Genomic DNA, 20,883 nt, shown 5'->3' with positions numbered 1-20,883 from the left:
GTTTCGATGCCGCGACAGCCTCGTTTTGTTGCCCCGTGCAAACGCCAAGTATAGCAAAAACGGACATTTCGCGTCAGTTTGCTGCCTTGAAGATCCGCGGATCAGCGGTGAACGCCCGCCGCTTCGACCCTCTCTTTACGGCTTTGGTCTTTGCGGTTTTGTGGGAAACCGCGACGCGGCACTAAGATCCCGGAATGCAGACCTTCTGTCTCCCGCAAAGTCGAACAGCAAACTAAGTACTCCAAGAAAATTCTTGCCCCGCGCATCGTCCGCTAATTGCGATGTAGCGACATATCGGCGAAAATCGAAAATTAAGGTGAAAAATGGACAAGAATATATTTCGTGAATACGACATCCGCGGCGTGGTCGGAAAGCAGCTGACCGACGAGACGGTTTCGACTGTCGGGCTGGCGATCGGCACATTTTTTCGGCAGAACGGTGCGAAGCTGATAGCTCTCGGCTACGATGCCCGCGAAAGTTCGCCGCGTTTTTGCTCGCTTTTTGAGGAATCGCTGAAAAAGACCGGCTGCGATGTGCTGCTTATCGGCCGAGTTTCGACGCCGATGCTGTATCACACGGTTTTCACGGCGGGCGTTGACGGCGGCATCATGATCACGGGCTCGCATAATCCGCCCGATCACAACGGTTTCAAGATATGTCTGGGCAAGGACGCGCTGTTCGGATCGCAGATACAGGAGATCCGCGTCATCGCCGAATCGGGTGAATTCGCGGCAGGCGAAGGCACCAGCTCGAGCGTAGATGTGATGGAAAAATACTGTGACGACATCATCTCGCGCGTCGAGATGGGACCGCGGCCGATCACGGCGGTCGTCGATTCGGGCAACGGCATGGGCGGCATCACGGCGGTTCCCATCTACAACAGGCTGGGCATCAATGTCATCGACATTTTCACCGAACCCGACGCCAATTTCCCCAATCATCACCCCGACCCGACGGTCGAAGAAAATCTGACGATGATGATCGACAAGGTCCGCGAAACCGGAGCCGACGTTGGCATTGCATTTGACGGCGACGGTGACCGCATAGGCGTCGTTGACGAAAAGGGGCGCATCATCTGGGGCGACGAGCTTCTCATTCTCTATTCGCGTGCCATTCTCGAACAAATGCCGGGAGCGACCATCATCGGCGAGGTGAAATGCTCGAAAAACCTCTACAACGACATCGCCGCACGCGGCGGCAACGGCATCATGTGGAAGGCAGGCCATTCGCTGATCAAGGCGAAAATGAAGGAAACCGGAGCCGCTTTTGCGGGCGAGATGTCGGGGCACGTTTTCTTTGCGGACCGCTTTTACGGCTTTGACGACGCGGCATATGCGGGCGCACGTCTGCTGGAAATATTGACGAATACGGACAAGCCTCTGTCGGAACTGCTCGCCGATGTACCCGAAACATTTTCGACGCCGGAGCTACGCGTCGAATGCAGCGACGACATCAAATTCCGCGTTTCCGACGCGATCGCCGAGCGCTTCGGCCGCGATCATAACGTGAACACTATCGACGGTGCGCGTATCGATTTCGAACACGGTTGGGGCTTGGTGCGGCCTTCGAACACGCAGGAAATGCTGGTCGTCCGCTGCGAGGCCGATACGGAAGATCATCTGGAAGAGATCAAAAATACGCTGCTGACAGCGATCGAAGAGATAAAGACTCAGCTCGGCGATTCGTAGGGCTGGACGTGCGTTTCGCCGTCCGCGGCGGGGCTCATCATTCTTTGCAGTTCCTCAAAAGGCGTGTCGTCCGCCAGCCATTTCTCGCGGTCGTACGCGTGGATGACGACCGGCATGCGGTTTTTCGGATGTATGGGACGGACGACGTTGTTCGCCTCTGTCGTCAAGATGACGGTACAGCGTGTCGGTTCGCCTTTATCTCGCATGTTCGGGCGATGCCGCCGAAAGTAAAGATCGGCTCGTCAAACGTGAATAGATGCTTGCGTTTTTCGGCGTCCCACTCGAAAAATCCGGTTGCCGGTATCAGTACGCGATCATTGCGAAAACCATCCTTGAACATCGGCACGCGATTGACCGTCTCGCTCTTGGCGTTGATCACCTTCACGGGTTTTCCTTCCCACGTTTTGTCTGCGATGGTCCAGAATAGGTCTTCGGCACGGCGTTCATTATTGACGGCGAGGATCGGCGTTCCGGGAAATATCTCGGGCCGCGTGCGATAGCCGTGAATGTCAAAATACTCGTCGCCCTCCAGCCACGGGATGGCCGTGTAAAGCTCCTTTTGCTCCGCGTTCATCGCGTATCTGCCGCACATATCGCTATTTTGTCCATTCGTCGGCGATCGCCGCATCTACCTTTATAGGAACCTTTTTGACGAATTCCTCGCCCGCTTTCGTCATCGCGTCAACAAGAATGTCGCGTGTCGTTTCGGCATCGGCGGCGGCGCATTCAACCACGATCTCGTCGTGGACGATGTTGACCAGCCGAGCGGACGTTTCGCGAATGCGTTCGTGCAGCAGCCGAAGAGCACGTTTCAAAATATCCGCCGAGGTTCCCTGTATCGGCATATTGCGTGCGTAACGCTGCGCCGCACCGACGGACGCGCGGTCCGCCGGATCGAGTTCGATCTTCGCCAGACGGCCGGACATCGTTCTGGCGGCCCGCGACGAGATGACCTCTTTCGAACGCACCCTTAGCCATTCGTCCATTTGCGGATACGAGGCGAAATAACGCCGCAGTGCGTTCTCTGCCTCGCGGTCGGAAAGTCCCGTCATCTTTGCAAAACGCTGTGCTCCGATGCCGTAAACCACACCGAAATTCAGCCGCTTGGCAAAAGACCGCTGATCGGGCGTGACGGCGTCAGGCTCGACGCCGAAAACGCGTGCCGCCGTCGCCGCGTGGAGGTCGGCACCAGATTCAAATGCCGCGATGAAGGCAGCATCGGCGGACATTTCAGCAAGTATCCGCAGCTCGATCTGCGAATAATCCGCGACGACCAGCTTGTTTCCCTCTTCGGCGCGAAAACAGCGGCGGTAAACGTCCTCGTGCGGTATCTGCTGCAGGTTCGGATTTGAGCACGAAAAACGCCCTGTCGGTGCACCGATCTGGCGAAAATCGGCATGAATGCGGCCGGTTTTCGGTTCGATGAATTCCAGGATGTTCTCGCCGAAACTTCCCGCGGCCTTTGCGGCGGCGCGGTATTCGAGCAGTTTAGCGATCTGCGGATACTGCTCCGCGAGCGGCTGAAGCTGCCAGCGGCTGGTCGATGCAGGCATCGGAATTCCGAGGCCCGAAAGAGCCGCCGCGACCTGCTGCTGCGAATCCAGATTTATCTCCGTAGTGCCGAAAAGCGACGCCTGTGCAACGCCGGCTGCGAGCATCGACTGCAGTTCCTTTCCCGCGGCCGCCTGTTCGGCCTCTTTTACGGCGAGCTGTTCGCGCCAGCGTTCCGCATCGAGGAAAAAGCCGTTCAGCTCCATTTCCGCGACCGGCATCACGCATTCGTTCTCAAGTTTCAGAACTTGCTGCAGCCCGTCCGCCGCGATGCGTTCGTCTATTTTCGCCTTCAGCTCCGGCATCACGGCAGCGTCGCGTGCGGCGTATTCTGCCTGAGCCTGCGTCAGGTCCTCGGCGCCCCAATCGCTGACCTGCTCGGTCTTGTCGAGCGTTTTCTGCAGAAAGAACTGCACGACGTCCGCTAAGCCGTGCCTGCGTTCGCCCGTTCCGGCATCGATCAGAACGCTCGCGAGATACGTATCGTAAAGCCCGCCCGTTTCGACGCCGAGATGATGCCGCGTCCATTTCGCGTCAAATTTCGCGTTGTGTGCGATCTTTGTCGGGCGTTCGGCGGCTAACAGTTTGCGCAGCGGGGCAAGCTCGGACTGCGTCGCAAGGCCGCCGAATTTACGAAAAGCGTATAGGTCGATGACCTTCGTCCGGCGTCCGTCGCTGAGCTGCACGAGACGCAGATCGCCTTTGTACGGGTCGAGTTCCGTCGTTTCGACGTCAAAACCGAGGTCGGCGGCGTCGGATATCTCTTTGCACGCTTTTTCTAGTGCTTCAGGGTCGGTAATGAATTGAAATTGTACTTCCATCGGGCGCTCGGGGAATTACATTCTAGCCCGTTGCGGCGGCCCAAGCCAATCTGCAGCAGATCTGCAGCAGATCTGCGGCAAAATAATACTCAAAGGTCGGTTTACTCATTTCCCGTAATTGTTTATACTGCTTGCGGTTTGCGGTTTTGGCATTGCGCCTGTGGCCGCGGATACGAAAAAGATCTTTTCGGCCGACGGAGGCCGTGAATGAGAGTTATTGATAGGGTTTGAGCACGGCGTTTTATATGACTGCCCGTCGCTCCCCACGGAGAAAGGCGAAAAGGAGGCCGCATCTCCGCGTCAAACAGATCCCAACGTGAACATTCGTTCTCACTTTTCTGCCCGGAATCCATTTACGGAACAAAGTTGTAAGGCCAACGTGCGCCCTGCTTCTTGCCGGCAGTAAGATCTGCGATAGCTCCATCCGTTTTCCGCACCGTCTGGATCCCTAAATCAAAATACAGGGACAAAATATGTCTAAAGAAATGATCGTAAGCGTCAACGGACGCGAAAAAAAGATCGCCATTCTGGATAATGGCAAGGTCACCGAATTTTACATCGAACGCGGCGAGGAGAATTCAGGCGTCGCAGGCAATGTTTACAAGGGTCGCGTTATGCGCGTCCTGCCCGGAATGCAGTCGGCTTTTGTCGATATCGGGCTGGAACGCGATGCGTTCCTCTATGTTTCCGATTTCTTCGATGAGGACGAAGAGATCGAACGCATCGTCACCGAAAAGGGCAAGAAAACCTCGCCCGAAGACGCCAAAAAGGCTGCCAACGAACAGATCGAACGCGGCCGCATCGAACGCGAAAAACAGATGGAGTCCGTTCAGGAGATCGTCGAACCGATCGCCGAATCGGGTGCCGTCGTTGACGAGGACGCGACCATAGTCGCCGCAGATGAAGCGAGAAGCGGACGCAGCGATCGCGGTAAACGCGGACGCGGACGCCGTGAAGAACCGGCTGAAGCAGTCGAAGCCCCGGCAGACGATACAGCAGATGTCGAGTCAGTCGAAAGGGTCGGTCGTTCTGAGGCGATAGCCGCCGGCACCATACTTGACAAAGACCCGGACGCTTCGGGCTTTGAACGCATCGCCGACGATGACGCCGACACCGGCGAGATGTTCAAGGACGCGTACGTTCAGGAAGCGATAGTTGAAAGCGTGCGCGCTATTGAATTCAGTTTTGACGACAGCACTGCGGAAGCGGAGGTCGGTTCGCTGCTGGCAAACGCGAAAGGCGACGGAAACGGATTCGAACGCATCGCCGACGAGGACGAGCCCGAAGCCAAACCCGAGCCTAAAAAACGCGGCCGCCGCAAGAAAGACGATACCGAAGCTGCAGAGACGCCCGCGGAAGAAAAGCCGAAGGCCAAGCGTGCGGCGACGAAAAAGCCGGCAGCTGCAAAGGCGAAAACCACCAGAGGCAGAAAGAAAAAAGAGGACGAGCCGCTGGAAGATGCCGAGGCTTCGCTTCGTGAATCCTCAGACACAGCAGAAATGGCGGTTCGCCGAGGCGGCCGCGGAAAACGCCGCGGCGGTGCTAGGAACAAGATGGCGGAGGCTCTGGACGAACTCGATGAAACTGAAGTTATCGAGGGCTTCGCGGACGTAATGAGCGAGCCCGAGCCCGTAGAAGCTGCAGCCGAAGAACCCGTCGCCGCAGAAGAGACTCCGGGAACTGACGAGGTTCCCGCAGAAGAGGCAGCAGTGGAAGGATCGGAAGAACCTGTAGCCGACACACGGCCGGAACGATCAGACCGCGGCCGCAACAAACGCGGCGGACGCGACCGCGACAACCGCGACAACCGCGAAGCCCGTGACAAAGACCGCGGTGAAAGCCGCGACAGGGATCGCGACAAGGACCGTGATCGTGACCGCGACAAAGGCAAAGACAACGGCAAGCGTTTCGACCGCCGCGAGCGTCCGCCCATGCCCGCCATCTCGGACCTACTCCGCGAAGGCCAGGAGATAATCGTTCAGATCGCCAAAGAGCCCATCGCAAAGAAAGGCGCACGCATCACGTCGCACATCGCTCTGCCGGGCCGTTTTTTGGTCTATATGCCGACGATCGAGCATTTGGGCGTTTCGCGAAAGATAGAATCGTCCAGCGAACGCGGCCGTCTGCGGACGCTGATCCAAAAGATCCGTCAGGATCCGGAAATTACGTCGGGAGGATTTATCGTTCGCACCGCGGGCATTGGCATACCCGAGGACGAGCTTCGCAACGATGCGAAATACCTCGTCAAAACGTGGCTTGACGCTAAAAAGCGTTCGGAAAAGCGTAAGTCGCCGGCGTTGGTCCACCAGGACCTGGACCTCGTCCAGCGGATACTGCGCGATCAGCTTTCTGATGATTTCACGGCGATCCGCGTGGACAGCGAAGAGGAATATCTCCGCACGGTCGAGTTCATCAACCTCATCCATCCGAAGATGGTCAACCGCATCAAGCTGTACACGCGGGACGAGCCCATCCTCGATTACTACGGCGTTCAGGAAGAGATCGACAAGGCACTGAAGCCCCGCGTATGGCTGAAATCGGGCGGCTATCTGGTAATTAACCAGACCGAGGCACTCGTCGCGATCGACGTGAACACCGGCAAATTCGTCGGCAAGGGCAACGCACGCCTCGAGGACACCATTACGAAGACGAACATGGAAGCGGTCGATGAGATCGCACGCCAGATACGGCTTCGCGACCTCGGCGGCATCATCGTGCTCGACCTGATCGACATGGAAGACCGCCGCAATAGGCACAAGGTCCAGAAGGCACTGCAGGAGGCCCTGCAATCGGACCGCTCGCCGACCAAGGTGCTGTCGTTCAACGATTTCGGGCTCATTATCATGACCAGAAAGCGCGTCAAACAATCGCTCGAAAGGACGATGTGTACGCCGTGCGAGAACTGCGAAGGTTCAGGCTGGGTGAAATCGCCGACAACCGTCTGCTACGAGATACTCGCCGAAGCACGCCGCCTGTCGCGTGACGTCGAGGACGTTCGGCACACAACGCTTCGCGTGCATCCTGAGGTCGCAAAGGCTCTTCGCTCTACCGAGCGAGCCGTCTTGGAGGAGATCGAAGATATGCTGGGCAACGTGGACCTCGCCTCTGACCGCTCGGCACATCAGGCGCAGTTCGACTTCGCCTTCGTTTAGGCGAATTCAATTCAGAGGCAATTCGCGGCTCACAGCTTGATGTCGCGTTTTGCCTCTTTTAGATTGGCGGGTTTGACGAAGATCGAATCGGGAATACGTTTGTTGTATTCGATGGATTCGTAGTTGATGCGCGAGGCGTGTTTGCCGTCGGTAAAGCGGTCAACGACAAATGCCGCACGAATGCCGCTGACCTCGACGAACTGTGCAAAACGGTCCTCTTCGGTGATAGGTTCGCCGTCTGCATTCCGGCGTTTGTATATAGCCTTTTGCGGGGTGCCGTCGTCGGCAGAGAATTCAAATTCCACCTCGAAACCGTCGCTTTATTTCAGCTTTACGACATCGTTCCGACGCCCCAGCGAAGCAGGCCTGCGTCCCGCGTAACTCAGTTCGGCCTCGCCCTTCCAATAGCCTCGCAGCAGATTGTCCAGGCTCGTTCGGACGCCGCGTTTGAAATTGGCGAGCTGTATCTCGGTCTGATCGCGTATCGCCTCGGTCTCACCGTCGAACACCCAACCGCCGCCCGCGATGTTCACCTGAGTGCTGCGTATCCCGCTGCTGCGAAAATCCGTCCGCTCGCGGTCCGGGAAAACTATCACGTCGTGAAATGACGAGAACGAAATGACCGCGCCTTCGCGTATCACGCTGAATTTGCCGCGGCTCACCTGCGAGGTCACTTTCAAATAACGCTCGCCGCCCAGATACTCGACCGCTCTCGAGATAATGGCCTCAGGAGACGGCGGCTCGGATGTTTGCGCCGGCGACGCTGAGTGGCCAAACAGGAATATCATGCCGCAAAGGGCGAGCATCAAATAGGTTCTTTTCACAGTCTCGGTCATAGAGAAATAAAGGCCTTGAAGATATTATCCTCAAAGCCTTTGATGCAAAAAACGAAGATCTCGGCCTAATTCAGGCTGAAAACCTCGTCATTTCGGACGACGATGTCTTCGCCCTCGGCGTCAACGATGAATTTGGCCGCCGCTTTCCAAGAGTTCGTAATGGGCAATTTCACCTTTTGGTCGATGTGGCGTTTCAGGAAACGAGCGCCGTAGGTCGGCGAATAGCCTTTGTCCGTGATGAGTTCAAGCGCCGCATCCGTGACCTCGACGACCTTGCCCTGGCGTTCCATATTTCGCTGAATTTTCGCCAAATACAGCTTGGCTATCTCGCGGACCTCGTCGCGTGTCAGCGGGGAAAAGATCACTATCTCGTCGATACGGTTGCGAAACTCAGGCGTGAACCGCGTCTCTGCCGCCTTCATCACATCGCTGCGAATTGCCTGCATGCTGCCTACGGATTTCATGCCGAAACCGAGCGGCGATTCGTATTTCTTGAAATTCTCCGAGCCGAGATTCGACGTCATGATAACGATGGCGTCCGACAGATACACTTTCTTGCCGCGGCCGTCCGTGATCCAGCCTTCGTCAAATGCCTGCAGAAAAATGTTCATCAGATACGGCGATGCCTTTTCGACCTCGTCGAGCAGCAGCACCGTGTAAGGATTATCGCGAAGCTGTTCCGTTAAGATACCGCCGCGTTCCGAACCGACGATGCCGCGCGGCATCCCGATCAGCTTTTCGATGCCGACCGTGCCGTCGCCGTATTCGGACATATCGATGCGGATCATCTTGCTTTCGTCGCCAAACATGAACTCGGCGACTGCCTTCGCAAGTTCGGTCTTGCCGACACCTGTCGGCCCGAGGAAAAGCAGTACACCGTCGGGCGCATAGTGATTCTCTTTCAGTGGGCCCTTGTTCAGACGGAGCCTTTCGGCGACGGCCCGTACGGCGTCCTTTTGCCCGATAACGCGTTTCCCGAGCTCGTCTTCCATCAGCGAGAATCTGTCGGACGTGTCGCGATAGATCATGTCCTTCGGAATTCGCGATTCCTGCGAAATGACCTCAATGATGTGGTCCGGCTGCACGACCATGCCGTCAGCAGGATTTATCTCGACCTTGACCGATGCCGTGTCGAGCCAACCGATGGCTTTGTCGGGCAGATGAAGATTGCGGATGTATTTCGGCGACATCTCGAGAGCAGTATTTATCGCCTCGTCCGAGATGGTGACCGAATAGTTCTTTTCCAATCTCGGCCTCACGCCCAGCAATATCTGTTTCGTTTCGTCGATAGTGGGTTCGGGCACCTTAACGAGACGAAAACGCCGTGCAAGAGCTTCATCCTCGCCGATGTACTCCTTGTATTCGGTCATCGTCGTCGCACCAATAATGCGGAGTTCGCCGCGTGCCAAGGCGGATTTGAACATATTCGCCGCGTCGGATGTCGTCCCCATCGCGGCGCCTGCACCGATGATGGTGTGGGCTTCGTCGATGAAAAGGATGATGTGGTCTTTTTCCTTCACCTCGTCGATGATGCCTTTGATGCGCTCCTCGAACATTCCCCGCAGCATCGTTCCGGCGACAAGTCCGCCCATCTGAAGCTGGACGATGTGTGAATCGCGGAGTCTTGCCGGCACCTTTTCCGGCTCCAGCTCTATCATTCGGGCGAGGCCCTCGACAACGGCAGTTTTGCCGACGCCCGGCTCACCGACGAGCATCGGTGAATTGGACCGCTCGCGGTGCGACAGTATCTCGATCATCTGCCGGATCTCTTCTTCACGCCCGATGGTCGGCGGTATCTTGTCCTGACGGGCAAGCTTGTTCAGCGAAACGCCGAAATGCCGTAAAAAGCTTGGCAATTCGTATTTTTGCCTTACTCTCTCTTCTTCTTTCTCGCGTTTGCGTATGCGTGTACGGGCTATCTGCGCAACCTCTTCGGTCGGAACGCCAAGGTTCTGCAAAACCTCATTCAAGACGCTGCGTCCGTCATTCGACAAGACGTAGAAAATATCGCTCGCATCAATGACACGGCGGCCCTGCGAACGCGCGCGGTCCATCGAGCGTTTGAAAAGCTCCGTCGTTTCCGGGGCTATGCGATATCCGGTCCCGGTATGATGACGGCCATTGGCCATTCGCTTTTCGATAAGTATCTTTACCGACCGAGGATCGACCGACAGGTCGCGCATCGTTGAAGAGAAAAGGTCCTCTTCCTCACCCGCAAGCGCGTGCAGGATATGTTCGACCGCAATGTAGTTCTGGTCGCGCTTCTTGGATTCTGCCAGAGCGATGTCCAATATGCGCTGTCCGCTTTCGCTGAATTTATCCTTATACGCTTCTATGTCCGCCATAAATTTGGTTCCGCCTATTGGGCCGTTCGGGAAGGGAGAGGTTGGCTAAACGCCATAATAACATTCGCGCCGGTAATTGATAAGCTAAATCTTAACCCGCCTTTCCAACCTGCACCCGAGCGGGACGCAGCAGACGATCGCCAAAACGATAGCCCGTCTGATATTCAGCGACGATCTTTCCGTCATTCTCAGCATCTGCCGGAGCCATATCGACCGCCTCGTGCAGTTCAGGATCGAAATTCGTTCCGATGGACGGAACAGTTTCAACACCGACGCTCGCCAAGGCGTGTTCGAATGATCTAGCGACGCCTTTAACACCGGTCCTGAGATTCTCGATGGAAGGGTCCTCTTCGCTTGCATTCACGGCGAGATGAAGGTTATCCAAAACAGGAAGAAGCGTCTGAAGGAAATTGAATTTGTTCTGATTGGCCCGATCCTCCAGTGTACGCTTAAGCCTTTCGCGCATCTCGGCGGTCTCTTTTTCAAGCTCGGCCTTTGCCTCTTCGAACTTTGCCTGCACGCCGACCAGTTTCGCCTCGGCTGCCTCGCGGCGTTCGACCTCGGCCTTTAGCTGAGCTTCCAGTTCGGTCTCACGCTGCGGCTTTACGGGGACCGTCTTTTTTCCCGCTTCGGGCTCATCATCGCGGACGAGTTCGCCGTTCTCATTGAAACGGCGCTTGTCCTTGACCGCGATCGGCGGCTCCATATCCTCAGGGTGTTCTTCTATTAGGTGATCCAGTTCGCTCATCTTCTTTCGCTTAAACATCTAATTAGTATTCTAAAGGCTTGCGTTCCTCATTGGAAACCGTCAGTTCGAGGTGGCTTTGCCTTCGCCTGCCGACGGCGAGAATCTCATCTCGCCGTTTTCGGCTGAAACAATGACCTTTTGACCCGAACCGATCTCGCCGTTCAGCAGTTTTACCGCAAGCGGATTTTGGATCAGCGACTGTATGGCCCGCTTTAGCGGCCGCGCGCCGTAGATCGGATCGTAGCCTTCCTGAACGAGCAGATCGCGTGCCGACTGTTCCATCTCAACGGTGATATCGCGCTCGGCAAGCATCTTTCGAAGCCTCTCAATCTGCACGTCGATGATCGTGGCGATCTGTTCACGCGACAACTGCGTAAAGACCACGATGTCGTCGATGCGGTTGAGAAATTCGGGCTTGAAATGCCCCCGCAAAACTTGCAGCACATCAGCTTTCGTATCGCGGTCGGCAAGCGGATTTTCCGCCGCGGACTGTATCTCACGCGAGCCGAGGTTTGACGTCATTATCAGCACCGTATTCTTGAAATCGACCACGCGGCCCTTGCTGTCGGTCAGGCGACCGTCGTCGAGTATCTGCAGCAGGACGTTGAAAACGTCGGGATGCGCCTTCTCGATCTCGTCGAAAAGCACGACCGAATACGGCCTGCGACGGACGGCCTCGGTAAGCTGGCCGCCTTCTTCATAGCCGACGTATCCCGGCGGAGCGCCGATCATGCGGGCGACGGCGTGCTTTTCCATGTATTCCGACATATCGAGCCGCACCATCGCGCGTTCGTCGTCGAACAGAAATTCTGCTAGTGCCCTTGCCGTCTCGGTCTTTCCGACGCCCGTCGGGCCGAGGAATATGAACGAACCGACCGGCCGGTTCGGATCCTGCAATCCCGCACGTGCACGCCGGACCGCGTTCGCCACGGCCGAAAGAGCCTCGTCCTGGCCGATGACGCGCTTTCCGAGGTTCTGCTCCATCGCGACGAGCTTCTGCATCTCGCCTTCGAGCATTTTCGACACGGGCACGCCGGTCCATTTCGCCACGACCTCGGCGACGTCCTCTTCGTCAACTTCCTCTTTCAGGAACACGCCCTCTTTCTGCAGTTCGCCGAGCCGTTGCTGCTCTGTCTCAAGCAGCTTCTCAAGCTCGGGAATACGTCCGTATTGGATCTCTGCTGCCTTTGTCAGGTCGCCTGCCTGCCGTGCCTGTTCGAGTTCGAGTTTTGCCTGTTCGAGCTGCTCTTTGCCCTCGCGCATCTTCTCGATCTCTTCCTTTTCCGACTGCCATTGAGCCTTCATCGCCGATGAACGCTCTTTCAGGTCCGCGATGCGCTTTTCAATATCATTCAGCCGCTCTTTTGATTTCTCGTCGGTTTCACGCGACAATGCCTGCCGCTCGATCTCGAGCTGCAGTATCTCGCGTTCGAGTTCGTCTATCTCCTGCGGCAGCGAATCGATCTCGATGCGTATGCGCGATGCGGCCTCGTCGATCAGGTCGATGGCTTTGTCAGGCAAAAAGCGGTCGGTGATGTAACGGTTTGACAACGTCGCCGCAGCGACGATCGCCGCGTCCTTTATGCGGACGCCGTGATGCACCTCGTAGCGCTCCTTCAAACCGCGAAGTATCGCGATGGTGTCTTCGACCGTCGGCTCGCCGATGTAAACCTGTTGAAAGCGGCGTTCGAGGGCTTTGTCTTTCTCGATATATTTCTGATATTCGTTCAGCGTCGTCGCACCGACCGCACGCAGTGTGCCGCGTGCAAGTGCCGGCTTGAGCATATTTGAAGCGTCGATCGCGCCTTCCGAAGCACCGGCCCCGACGAGCGTGTGCAGCTCGTCGATGAACAGAATGATCTGGCCCTCGGCCTTTTCGATCTCTTTCAGTACAGCTTTCAATCGGTCCTCAAACTCGCCGCGGTACTTTGCACCCGCGAGCATCGAGCCAAGGTCGAGCGAAACAAGCCGCTTGTTTTTCAGCGTCTCTGGCACGTCGCCCGAAACGATCCGCTGTGCCAACCCTTCGACAATTGCGGTCTTGCCGACGCCGGGCTCGCCGATCAAGACGGGATTATTTTTAGTGCGTCGGGAAAGGATCTGTATCGTACGGCGTATCTCGTCGTCGCGGCCGATCACGGGATCCAGCTTGCCTTTGCGTGCCCGCTCGGTCAGATCCTGAGCATACTTTTCTAATGCTTGAAAATTTTCCTCTGCGTTCTGCTCCGTGATGCGCGAACCGCCGCGCATCTCGGTCACTACTTTTTCGAGATCCTCGCCGGAAACACCATTCGAACGCAGTATTCGGCCCGCGTCACCCTGCTTCTCAGCGGCGATCGCCAGCAGCAGATGCTCGGTCGAGATGTATTCGTCCTGCATCGCCTCGGCGATCTTCTGCACGTCCTGAAAGATGGTGTTCGTCCGCGAACTGAAATACTGCTGTCCGCCGGAAACCTTAGGAAACTTCTCGACCGCCGCAGTGAGCTCGTTCTCTATCTGCGCTAAATTGACGCCGATCTTTCCCAGTATCGGGCGCACGACGCCCTCCTTTTGCTCCAAAAGCGAGCTGAGAATATGCTCGGGCTCGACCTGCTGATTTTGATTCTTTTCAGCGACGCCTATAGCTTCCTGAACGGCCTCCTGGCCGCGAATGGTGAATCTGTCGAATCTCATAACTCTATTTTACTCCAAAAAAGCGGAACCGCCTGCTGCGGCTCGCGGGCCGTTTTCTTAGCAATGGCGGTTCCGACTCTTTGGGGTGTTTCACGCCCGCTTACGCGGGCGGTTCTGACCTTAGGCACCGGCCGTCTTGGCCTCGATGGTCTTCGGTTCGGCGTCGCCGCCAATGACCTCGATCTTACGTGCTTTTGTCTCCTCACGTTTCGGAAGAGTAACGTGCAGCACGCCGTTGTTGAACTCGGCAGCCGCGCCGTCCGGCGTCACCGTCTGCGGCAGAGTGAACGACCTTGTGAAGGATCCATAGGACCTTTCAACGCGGTAGTAGTTGCCCTCTTCCGTTTTCTTCTCGAACTTGCGCTCGCCCTTAAGCGTCAGCACATTGTTCTCGAATGACAGCTCGAAATCGTCGCGGGTCATGCCCGGAAGTTCTGCCTCGAGGACCAGATGGTCCTTGTCTTCCCAAATATCGACCTTCGGCGCCCAGTTGCCGCCGAACATTTCTTCGCGATCAGCCGCAGGAGCTACCCCGGCAAACAGCCTGTTCATTTCGTCCTGCAGGCTGCGAAGTTCGCGAAATGGATCATGTCTGATGATGTTCATTGCTTTATCCTCCATCAATGTAGAATAAAAAGACTAACAAATTAGTCCACGAGAATAATAAAACTTGAGTGTGCTGTTGTCAAGTAATTTTATATACATTTCGCAGAAAGTTGAAAACGGCACTACGGGCCCCCTTTTCCGTGCGGCATCGCGATGCGCAAAAAAGTGTGGAAAACGCTGTTAAAAATATTGTAGAATAGTGGTTGCTGCCTTCTCCCGCCCATTCCGCGGCATATGAAAGATTCCGAGATAATCCGCAGAGACATCCGGCCGTCGCTTGTTTTTTTAAGCGGTGAGCTGATCGCCGTGCCGATCCCGCTTGAACGTGAAGAGGTGATCCTCGGGCGGGCGATCGAGGCGGACGTCCGCGTCAATGATTTTCTTGTTTCGCGAAAGCATGCTCGGATCGAGGCAACACCCAGCGACTCAAGGGTCGCTATGGAATACATACTCCACGACCTTGATTCGCGGAACGGCACTTTTCTGAACGGCCGCCGCATCCGCCGCGAAAAGCTCGAGAACGGCGACAAGATCACGGTCGGCGAGACGATATTGCGGTTTGACCTGCTCGACGAGATCGACAGAGAGTATCAGCGGCAGATCCACAGGCTGATCTCGCACGATGACCTGACAGGCCTGCTCTCGAGCCGGTCGTTCTTTTCCGAACTGCGTCGCGAGGCCGGCCGTGCAAAGGCCGAGGGCCGCCCGTTCTGCGTACTGATGATGGACGGCGACAATTTTAAGAGCGTAAACGACACCTACGGCCATCTGACCGGCAGCAAGACGATTGAAGAGATCGGTTTTTCGATCATGACGAATCTGCGCACCGGCGACGCTGCGGCGCGTTTCGGCGGCGATGAATTCGCTGCATTTCTGCTCGATGCGGATCTGCCGCAGGGCCTTGTTGCCGCTGAGCGGATACGCACGTCGATAGAAGAATATCCTTTCAGCGTGATCCGCACGGGAAAAGAGCGCGAATCGCACAAGATCACGGTCAGCATCGGCGTCGCATCGTTTCCCGAAGACTCATCGGATCCCATAGAGCTTGTGGAAATGGCGGATTCGGCACTTTATCGTGCAAAACACGGCGGCCGAAACCGCGTTGCCGCCTACCGGGACATCTCTGACGAAGAAATGAAGCGCGACCTGCCGCCCAGACGCGCCTGATTTTTGCAACCTGCACAGCGTCCGCGACGTGAAAGACTTTGCTTTTCGTTCGTGCTACGATATTTTTTTGCGCGCTGAGCGAAATCAGACGGTCCAGGGCAAAGCGGTGATCACAAAGTTAAATCTAGCTACATACCCTTTCAGGAACAGAACGCTGCCGTATCTGCTGGCGAGCCTCGTCATCATGATAGGGCTCCTGACGGGCGTTTTTTCGCTGTACAGGCTCAACGAGAACCGTAAACGCAACGAGCTGCTCACACGTTCGATAGAGGAACGCAAAGAAGAGATACAACGGCTGAAAGGCGAGGGTGAAAAGGTGCAGCAGATGCTCTCGCCCGACCAGCGGCAGATGCTCGTCGCTTCGCACAAACTCGTCGCCAACAAGCGTTTCGGCTGGTCGCGGCTTTTTGCGGACCTTGAGGCCGTGCTGCCGAACAGCGTCAGCGCGTCGCGAATATCGGTGGTCAACATTTTTCAGGACGGCCAGCGAACTCGTGCCGAGCTGGAATTTTCTGTCAAGAGCCGCGATTACGCGGCGGTGATGTCGATGATCGAGAACATGAACAACTCCGGTTTGTTCAATGCTGAGCTTCGCGGACAGGACCTGCAGTCGAACGAACGCATCACCTTTACCGAATACACATTCAGGATCATTTATTCGCCGGGCTATGGATACTCGGCCGATCCGCCGGACGTCGCGCAGGCAAGGCCTGCAGTTTCAGGGGAGAACGGGCAATAGTGACTGAGAACGAAAACAATTTGCCTGTTGTTGAGGCTGTAGAGGTCCCGGTCGAAGCCCGGCCCTTGCCGCCTTCGTTTCGCAGGCCTCGTAAGGTTTACGGCGGAATGTGGGGCCCGGTAGAGATAGGCGTCATTGCGGCATCTTTTTTGGTGCTGGTGGCTGCGATCGCGGTGTATCTTTTCTTTACCCTGCCTTCCGACCGCGAGCTTGCAAAGAACAAGGTCGAGAACGACCGGCTCGAGGCCGAACTTGCTTCGGCTCGTTCAAAATACGGCGAGATAACGGACACACAGACTCAGGTGGACACGCTGATATCCAGCGTGGACGATTTTGAAACGCGGTTCCTGCCGGCTTCAGTAAACGGACGCTCGGCGATATATCAGCGGCTGAACGCGTTGATACGCGCCTACGGCCTTGTGAATACTTCGGGACCTGATTACGCACCGCTCGAACCGATCGGGCAGCAGGAACGGCAGCAGGAATCGGAACAGGAAAAGGGCCGTGCCCGTTTTCGCAGCCTGTATCCGGGAATGTATGTGACGACGACTCTTGAAGGTTCGTATCAGAATCTGCGTCGATTCATTCGCGAGATCGAGACCGGCCGCGAATTTCTGCTTATCAGCTCGATCGAGCTTGCACCTTCGGATTCTACGGACAAACCTAAGGAAACAAGGACCAACGTTCAAGAGGTTCAACCCGTCAACCCCGCAGTGCCGCCTGCTAACAATCGTATGTTCCAGCCGGGCATGAATCCCGCGGTTCCCGTACAGCCGGCGCCGGACGTGCCGCGTTCGCAGCAGGGCAGAATGCACGGACAGACAGTTACACTCAGGATCGAACTGGCGGCATATTTCCGCCGGCCGGCAATGGCAACTGCCCCGCCGGTGCAGCAGTAAAGATGGCAGCGACGATAAACATCAAGGACCCGGCAGAGAGAAACAAGCTGATTGCGGCAGCGGTGTTGGGACTGGTCGCGCTCATCGCACTCTACTTGGCTTTCGGCCGCGGTATGTTCGGCGGGAGCACGGCCGCTACGACCGCGACGACCCCGACGCCGCGGCCGACAGCATCGCCTGCCGACCGTACAGTGGATAACAGGATGGTATCGCGTGAGGAACAGGATTTTGTTTATCAGACGACGCCGATAGACTACAGCCCGGGAGCGTCCTATGCTCCTGACGCGGGCCGCAATATCTTTGCGTTCTACGAGCCGCCTCCGCCGACGCCTTTCGTTCCGCCTTCGCCTTCGCCGCCGGTGATCGTGCCGCCTTCGCCCGTGCCGACGCCGCCCATACTGCTCTCTTTCGTCAATCCGCAGACCGTATTTGCCGGATCGAAAGGATTTCGCCTGGAGATCAACGGCGACAAGTTCACTCCGGATACGCGCATCTATTTCAACCAGTCGCCCATGCCGACCGTTTTCGTTAACGCTCAGCGGATGTTCACGGACGTGCCGGCGAACCTGATCGCTCAGGAAGGCCCGAAGCAGATCATCATTCAAACGCCGGACGGCAAGACCTATTCAAATCAGGTCATTTTCAGCGTCCAGCCGCCGCCTAAACCGAATGTCACCTACATCGGTATGATCGCGAGAAAGCGTGCCAACAACGACACCGCATATTTCACGGAACCCGGCAACGACAAGCCTTACGGCAAGCGTTTGAATGACATCGTAGGCGGCAGGTTCCGTCTGATCAACATCACGTCGGAGAACGTTGAATTCGAAGATACGCAGCTGGGCTTCAAGCATCGCGTTCCGCTGAACCGAACGCCGCCCACCACGGCCGGCAACGTCCCTAGCCCGTATCCTACGTTCAACCCCGCGATGCCGGGCGGCAACATTCCGGGCATACCCGACAACATTCCGCGCTATGTCCCGCCTAATCAGCCGGCCAACGCACGTCCGCAGCGGCCGCCTGAAAAGAAAGAGGACGTTGACGATCTGGAGGACGGCGTTGAAAAGAAACCGTAATGGCGAACTCGGAATGACGCTGATCGCCCTGATGGGCACCATGGCGGTCTTTGCCGTGGCGCTGCTCGCAGTTGCTCCGTCGGTCTACACAGAGATCCAGCGAGAAAAGGAACTTGAGGCCATCCGCCGCGGCGAAGAGGTCGCTGAGGCGATCCGTCAGTACGTCGAATTCTATGGCGGCGGCAAGCTGCCGACCTCGATGGACGAGCTTCTGGAAGGTTTGCCCGCCGGCACGAAAAAGCGGCAGATCCTGCGCCCCTCGGCAGCCGTCGATCCGCTGAGCGAAGACGGCCGCTGGCGGCTGATAAAACCTGACCCCAATTCCATCGGCAGCTTTGCTCGCCGCGTACAGAACTATAACGGCGGCCTGCTGCCGGCAAACCCGAGCCCGCTTTTCGACAAATTCGCGGTTCAGTTCGTAAGTGTTCTGAATACGGAACTGGACAGCGACAATGAAGGCGACTCAAGTTTTGACATGGATTTCGACAACACGCCGTTCATCGGCGTCGCCAGCCAGAGCCTGTCAAAGTCGATCATCACGTATTACGGTATCGAGAATCATTCCCGCTGGGTCTTTACTCCGCTGTTTCGGGGTTCCGGCCGCAACGTCACACAATCTCCGCAAACCATCAGGAACCCGCCGGTACGAGAGTAGCATCGGGCAGATCCGTGCTCGGCAACGTGCGGCCATTGACTTTCTATACGATTATATTTAGAATAATTCTAAATACGGAGACAGCTATGCATACCACAAAGATAGACATTCCGCTGGAGACCCGCGAAAAGGTCGTCGAGATATTGAATCAACGCCTCGCGGACGCCTTTGACCTGAGATCGCAGGCAAAGCAGGCACATTGGAACGTTAAGGGAATGAATTTCATTTCCCTGCACGAGCTATTCGATCAGGTAGCAGCATTGATGGAGCCGCACATCGACGATATCGCCGAACGTGTAACAACGCTCGGCGGTACCGCCCGCGGCACGGTTCGCGTAGCGGCGCAGAATTCGTCGCTGGCCGAATATCCGCTTGAGATCACTGACGGTGCCGATCACGTCGATGCACTGTCGTCCGCGTTGGCGGACCTCGGCAAAAAGGTGCGCGCCGACATCGATGCAACAGATGAACTGGGCGACAAAGATACCGCAGACCTCCTCACGGGCGTCTCACGAACAGTGGACAAAATGCTGTGGTTCGTTGAGGCGCATAGACAGTAAAGAGGCAGTGCAGAAATGCGAAGAGGCCGCCGGAAAAGGCAGCCTCTTTTTTTGTCGTCCAATGACGGCTATTTTGCCGGATAGTCGAAAACTATGTTGCAGAAAGCCTTTACGCCGACGTCGAGGCGGCTGTCGTCAACGACGAAGTCGGGCGTGTGATGGGCTGTTTTCGCAGGATCGGTTCCGGGTGCCATGCCGCCGACCCAGAAATACATTCCGGGCACTTTTTCCTGAAAGAAAGCAAAATCCTCAGCCCCTGTTACCCAGTTGGCCTCGAACACGCGGTCCTTGCCCGCGGCCTTTTCCAAGGACGGCACCATGCGGCGTGTAAGTCCGGGCTCGTTGTAGGTTATCGGAGCGGCATTGAAGATCGTCAGCTCAGCGGTCGTGCCGACGCTCTCGGCTATTTTGGCCACGGTAAGACGCATCTTTTCATGTATGTCGCGCTGTATGTCGCGATCAAGCGCGCGGATGGTGCCGGCCATCGTTACTTCTTCGGGGATGATATTCTCGCGGACGCCGCCGCTGATGCGGCCGACCGTTATCACCGCCGGCGACGCGGTAAGGTTCGTCCGCCGTGAGACGATCATTTGTAGGCCCGTGTATATCTGCGTAGCGACGGCAATTGGATCATTGCCCATCCAGGGGTAGGCTCCGTGCGTTTGTTGGCCTTTGATCTTGATAGTGAACCAATCGCTCGATGCCATCGCGGCTCCTGACTTGTACGCGATCCGGCCGATCGGCATACCGGCACTGATGTGAATTCCAAATATCGCTTCCACCTTCGGGTTTTCCAGAACGCCTTCTTTGACCATCAGGTACGCTCCGCCTTCCTCGCCTGCCGGCGGGCCTTCTTCGGCGGGCTGAAAAACGAGAATGACAGTACCTTTGATCTTGTCCTTCATGCCGACGAGCACGTTTGCCGCTCCGAGCAGCATCGCCACATGGGTGTCATGGCCGCAGGCATGCATCACGCCGACCGTCTGGCCGTTGTACACGCCTTTTTCGACCGACCTGTACGGCAGATCGGCACGTTCTGTGACCGGCAGGCCGTCCATGTCCGCCCGTAGAGCTATGACAGGTCCCGGCTGTCCGCCGCGGATGATGCCGACAACCCCCGTGACCGCGATGCCCGTTTTGACCTCGATACCGAGGCGGCGAAGCTCGGTCTCGATGAATTTCGCTGTCTTGACCTCGCGGTTGCCGAGTTCAGGATACTTGTGCAGATGACGCCGCCATTCGATCACCTTTGGCAGTATCTTTTGTGCGGCGGCGTCAATTTCCGCACTCATATCCTTTGCCTGCGCCGACACAACGGCGCACGCGGTCATCATCAGAACAACGGCGAACTTTCTAAACATAGTTCC

At 56.6% G+C, this 20,883-nt stretch carries 18 protein-coding genes; 8 read left to right on the top strand and 10 right to left on the bottom strand.

Features of this window, described 5'->3' with window-relative positions; genetic code table 11:
• Positions 1–323 precede the first annotated feature (323 nt).
• On the top strand, positions 324–1,688 hold the full coding sequence (locus tag IPM50_10210; GenBank protein ID QQS32045.1) for a phosphomannomutase/phosphoglucomutase: 1,365 nt from the start codon (positions 324–326) through the stop codon (positions 1,686–1,688).
• Here IPM50_10210 and IPM50_10205 read toward each other — a convergent pair.
• Genes IPM50_10205 through IPM50_10195 form a run of 3 tightly spaced genes read right to left on the bottom strand, consistent with a single transcriptional unit; the run spans position 1,670 to position 4,060 of the window.
• Complete coding sequence (locus IPM50_10205) at positions 1,670–1,855, bottom strand: SOS response-associated peptidase family protein (GenBank protein QQS32044.1); 186 nt, start codon at positions 1,853–1,855, stop codon at positions 1,670–1,672. The genes IPM50_10210 and IPM50_10205 overlap by 19 nt on opposite strands.
• Positions 1,852–2,280, bottom strand: a complete 429-nt coding sequence (locus IPM50_10200; GenBank protein QQS32043.1) for an SOS response-associated peptidase family protein — start codon at positions 2,278–2,280, stop codon at positions 1,852–1,854. The genes IPM50_10205 and IPM50_10200 overlap by 4 nt, the downstream gene beginning before the upstream one ends.
• 4 nt (positions 2,281–2,284) lie before the next feature.
• Entirely contained in the window at positions 2,285–4,060 is a 1,776-nt protein-coding gene (locus tag IPM50_10195) for a hypothetical protein (protein ID QQS32042.1), read from the bottom strand.
• 473 nt (positions 4,061–4,533) lie between these two features.
• On the opposite strand from IPM50_10195, the gene IPM50_10190 reads away from it, so the two are divergent.
• The gene (locus IPM50_10190) at positions 4,534–7,212 is read left to right on the top strand and encodes an Rne/Rng family ribonuclease (protein QQS32041.1); all 2,679 of its coding nucleotides are present in this window, start codon (positions 4,534–4,536) and stop codon (positions 7,210–7,212) included.
• A gap of 29 nt (positions 7,213–7,241) precedes the next feature.
• Here IPM50_10190 and IPM50_10185 read toward each other — a convergent pair whose 3' ends face one another.
• The 6 genes from IPM50_10185 to IPM50_10160 form a co-directional block, all read right to left on the bottom strand.
• Positions 7,242–7,517, bottom strand: a complete 276-nt coding sequence (locus tag IPM50_10185) for a hypothetical protein (GenBank protein QQS32040.1) — start codon at positions 7,515–7,517, stop codon at positions 7,242–7,244.
• A 15-nt stretch (positions 7,518–7,532) separates the two neighbouring features.
• A complete protein-coding gene (locus IPM50_10180; protein ID QQS32039.1) occupies positions 7,533–8,036 on the bottom strand; it encodes a hypothetical protein in 504 nt (167 codons plus the stop codon).
• A 77-nt stretch (positions 8,037–8,113) separates the two neighbouring features.
• The gene (locus IPM50_10175) at positions 8,114–10,393 is read right to left on the bottom strand and encodes an ATP-dependent Clp protease ATP-binding subunit (protein QQS32038.1); all 2,280 of its coding nucleotides are present in this window, start codon (positions 10,391–10,393) and stop codon (positions 8,114–8,116) included.
• 91 nt (positions 10,394–10,484) lie between these two features.
• Entirely contained in the window at positions 10,485–11,159 is a 675-nt protein-coding gene (locus tag IPM50_10170) for a nucleotide exchange factor GrpE (protein QQS32037.1), read from the bottom strand.
• 42 nt (positions 11,160–11,201) lie between these two features.
• A complete protein-coding gene (gene clpB, locus IPM50_10165) occupies positions 11,202–13,814 on the bottom strand; it encodes an ATP-dependent chaperone ClpB (protein ID QQS32036.1) in 2,613 nt (870 codons plus the stop codon).
• Positions 13,815–13,934: 120 nt separating this feature from the next.
• Complete coding sequence (locus IPM50_10160) at positions 13,935–14,435, bottom strand: Hsp20/alpha crystallin family protein (protein QQS32035.1); 501 nt, start codon at positions 14,433–14,435, stop codon at positions 13,935–13,937.
• Between the two features lie 219 nt (positions 14,436–14,654).
• Here IPM50_10160 and IPM50_10155 point away from each other — a divergent pair, with 219 nt between their 5' ends.
• The 6 genes from IPM50_10155 to dps all read left to right on the top strand — a co-directional run bounded on the left by IPM50_10155 (position 14,655) and on the right by dps (position 19,516).
• On the top strand, positions 14,655–15,587 hold the full coding sequence (locus tag IPM50_10155; protein ID QQS32034.1) for a GGDEF domain-containing protein: 933 nt from the start codon (positions 14,655–14,657) through the stop codon (positions 15,585–15,587).
• 67 nt (positions 15,588–15,654) lie between these two features.
• Positions 15,655–16,326 (top strand): hypothetical protein, encoded by a 672-nt coding sequence (locus IPM50_10150; protein ID QQS32033.1) that lies wholly within the window; start codon positions 15,655–15,657, stop codon positions 16,324–16,326.
• A complete protein-coding gene (locus IPM50_10145) occupies positions 16,326–17,225 on the top strand; it encodes a hypothetical protein (GenBank protein QQS32032.1) in 900 nt (299 codons plus the stop codon). Before IPM50_10150 ends, IPM50_10145 begins: the two co-directional genes overlap by 1 nt.
• Positions 17,226–17,227: 2 nt before the next feature.
• Positions 17,228–18,301 carry a hypothetical protein gene (locus IPM50_10140; GenBank protein ID QQS32031.1) on the top strand — a complete coding sequence of 358 codons (1,074 nt, stop codon included), beginning with the start codon at positions 17,228–17,230 and terminating at the stop codon, positions 18,299–18,301.
• Positions 18,285–18,956 (top strand): type II secretion system protein, encoded by a 672-nt coding sequence (locus tag IPM50_10135; GenBank protein ID QQS32030.1) that lies wholly within the window; start codon positions 18,285–18,287, stop codon positions 18,954–18,956. Before IPM50_10140 ends, IPM50_10135 begins: the two co-directional genes overlap by 17 nt.
• An 86-nt stretch (positions 18,957–19,042) precedes the next feature.
• Positions 19,043–19,516: a DNA starvation/stationary phase protection protein Dps gene (gene dps / locus IPM50_10130; protein QQS32029.1), complete on the top strand. Its 474-nt coding sequence runs from the start codon at positions 19,043–19,045 to the stop codon at positions 19,514–19,516.
• Positions 19,517–19,584: 68 nt separating this feature from the next.
• Here the strand turns inward: dps and IPM50_10125 are convergent, their stop codons facing one another.
• A complete protein-coding gene (locus IPM50_10125; GenBank protein QQS32028.1) occupies positions 19,585–20,877 on the bottom strand; it encodes an amidohydrolase in 1,293 nt (430 codons plus the stop codon).
• Positions 20,878–20,883: the final 6 nt, after the last annotated feature.

It is taken from the genome of Acidobacteriota bacterium, assembly GCA_016700075.1.
GTDB lineage: Bacteria > Acidobacteriota > Blastocatellia > Pyrinomonadales > Pyrinomonadaceae > OLB17.
The sequence above is the reverse complement of the archived record's forward strand: the minus strand, read 5'-3'. Positions and strand labels throughout refer to the sequence as shown.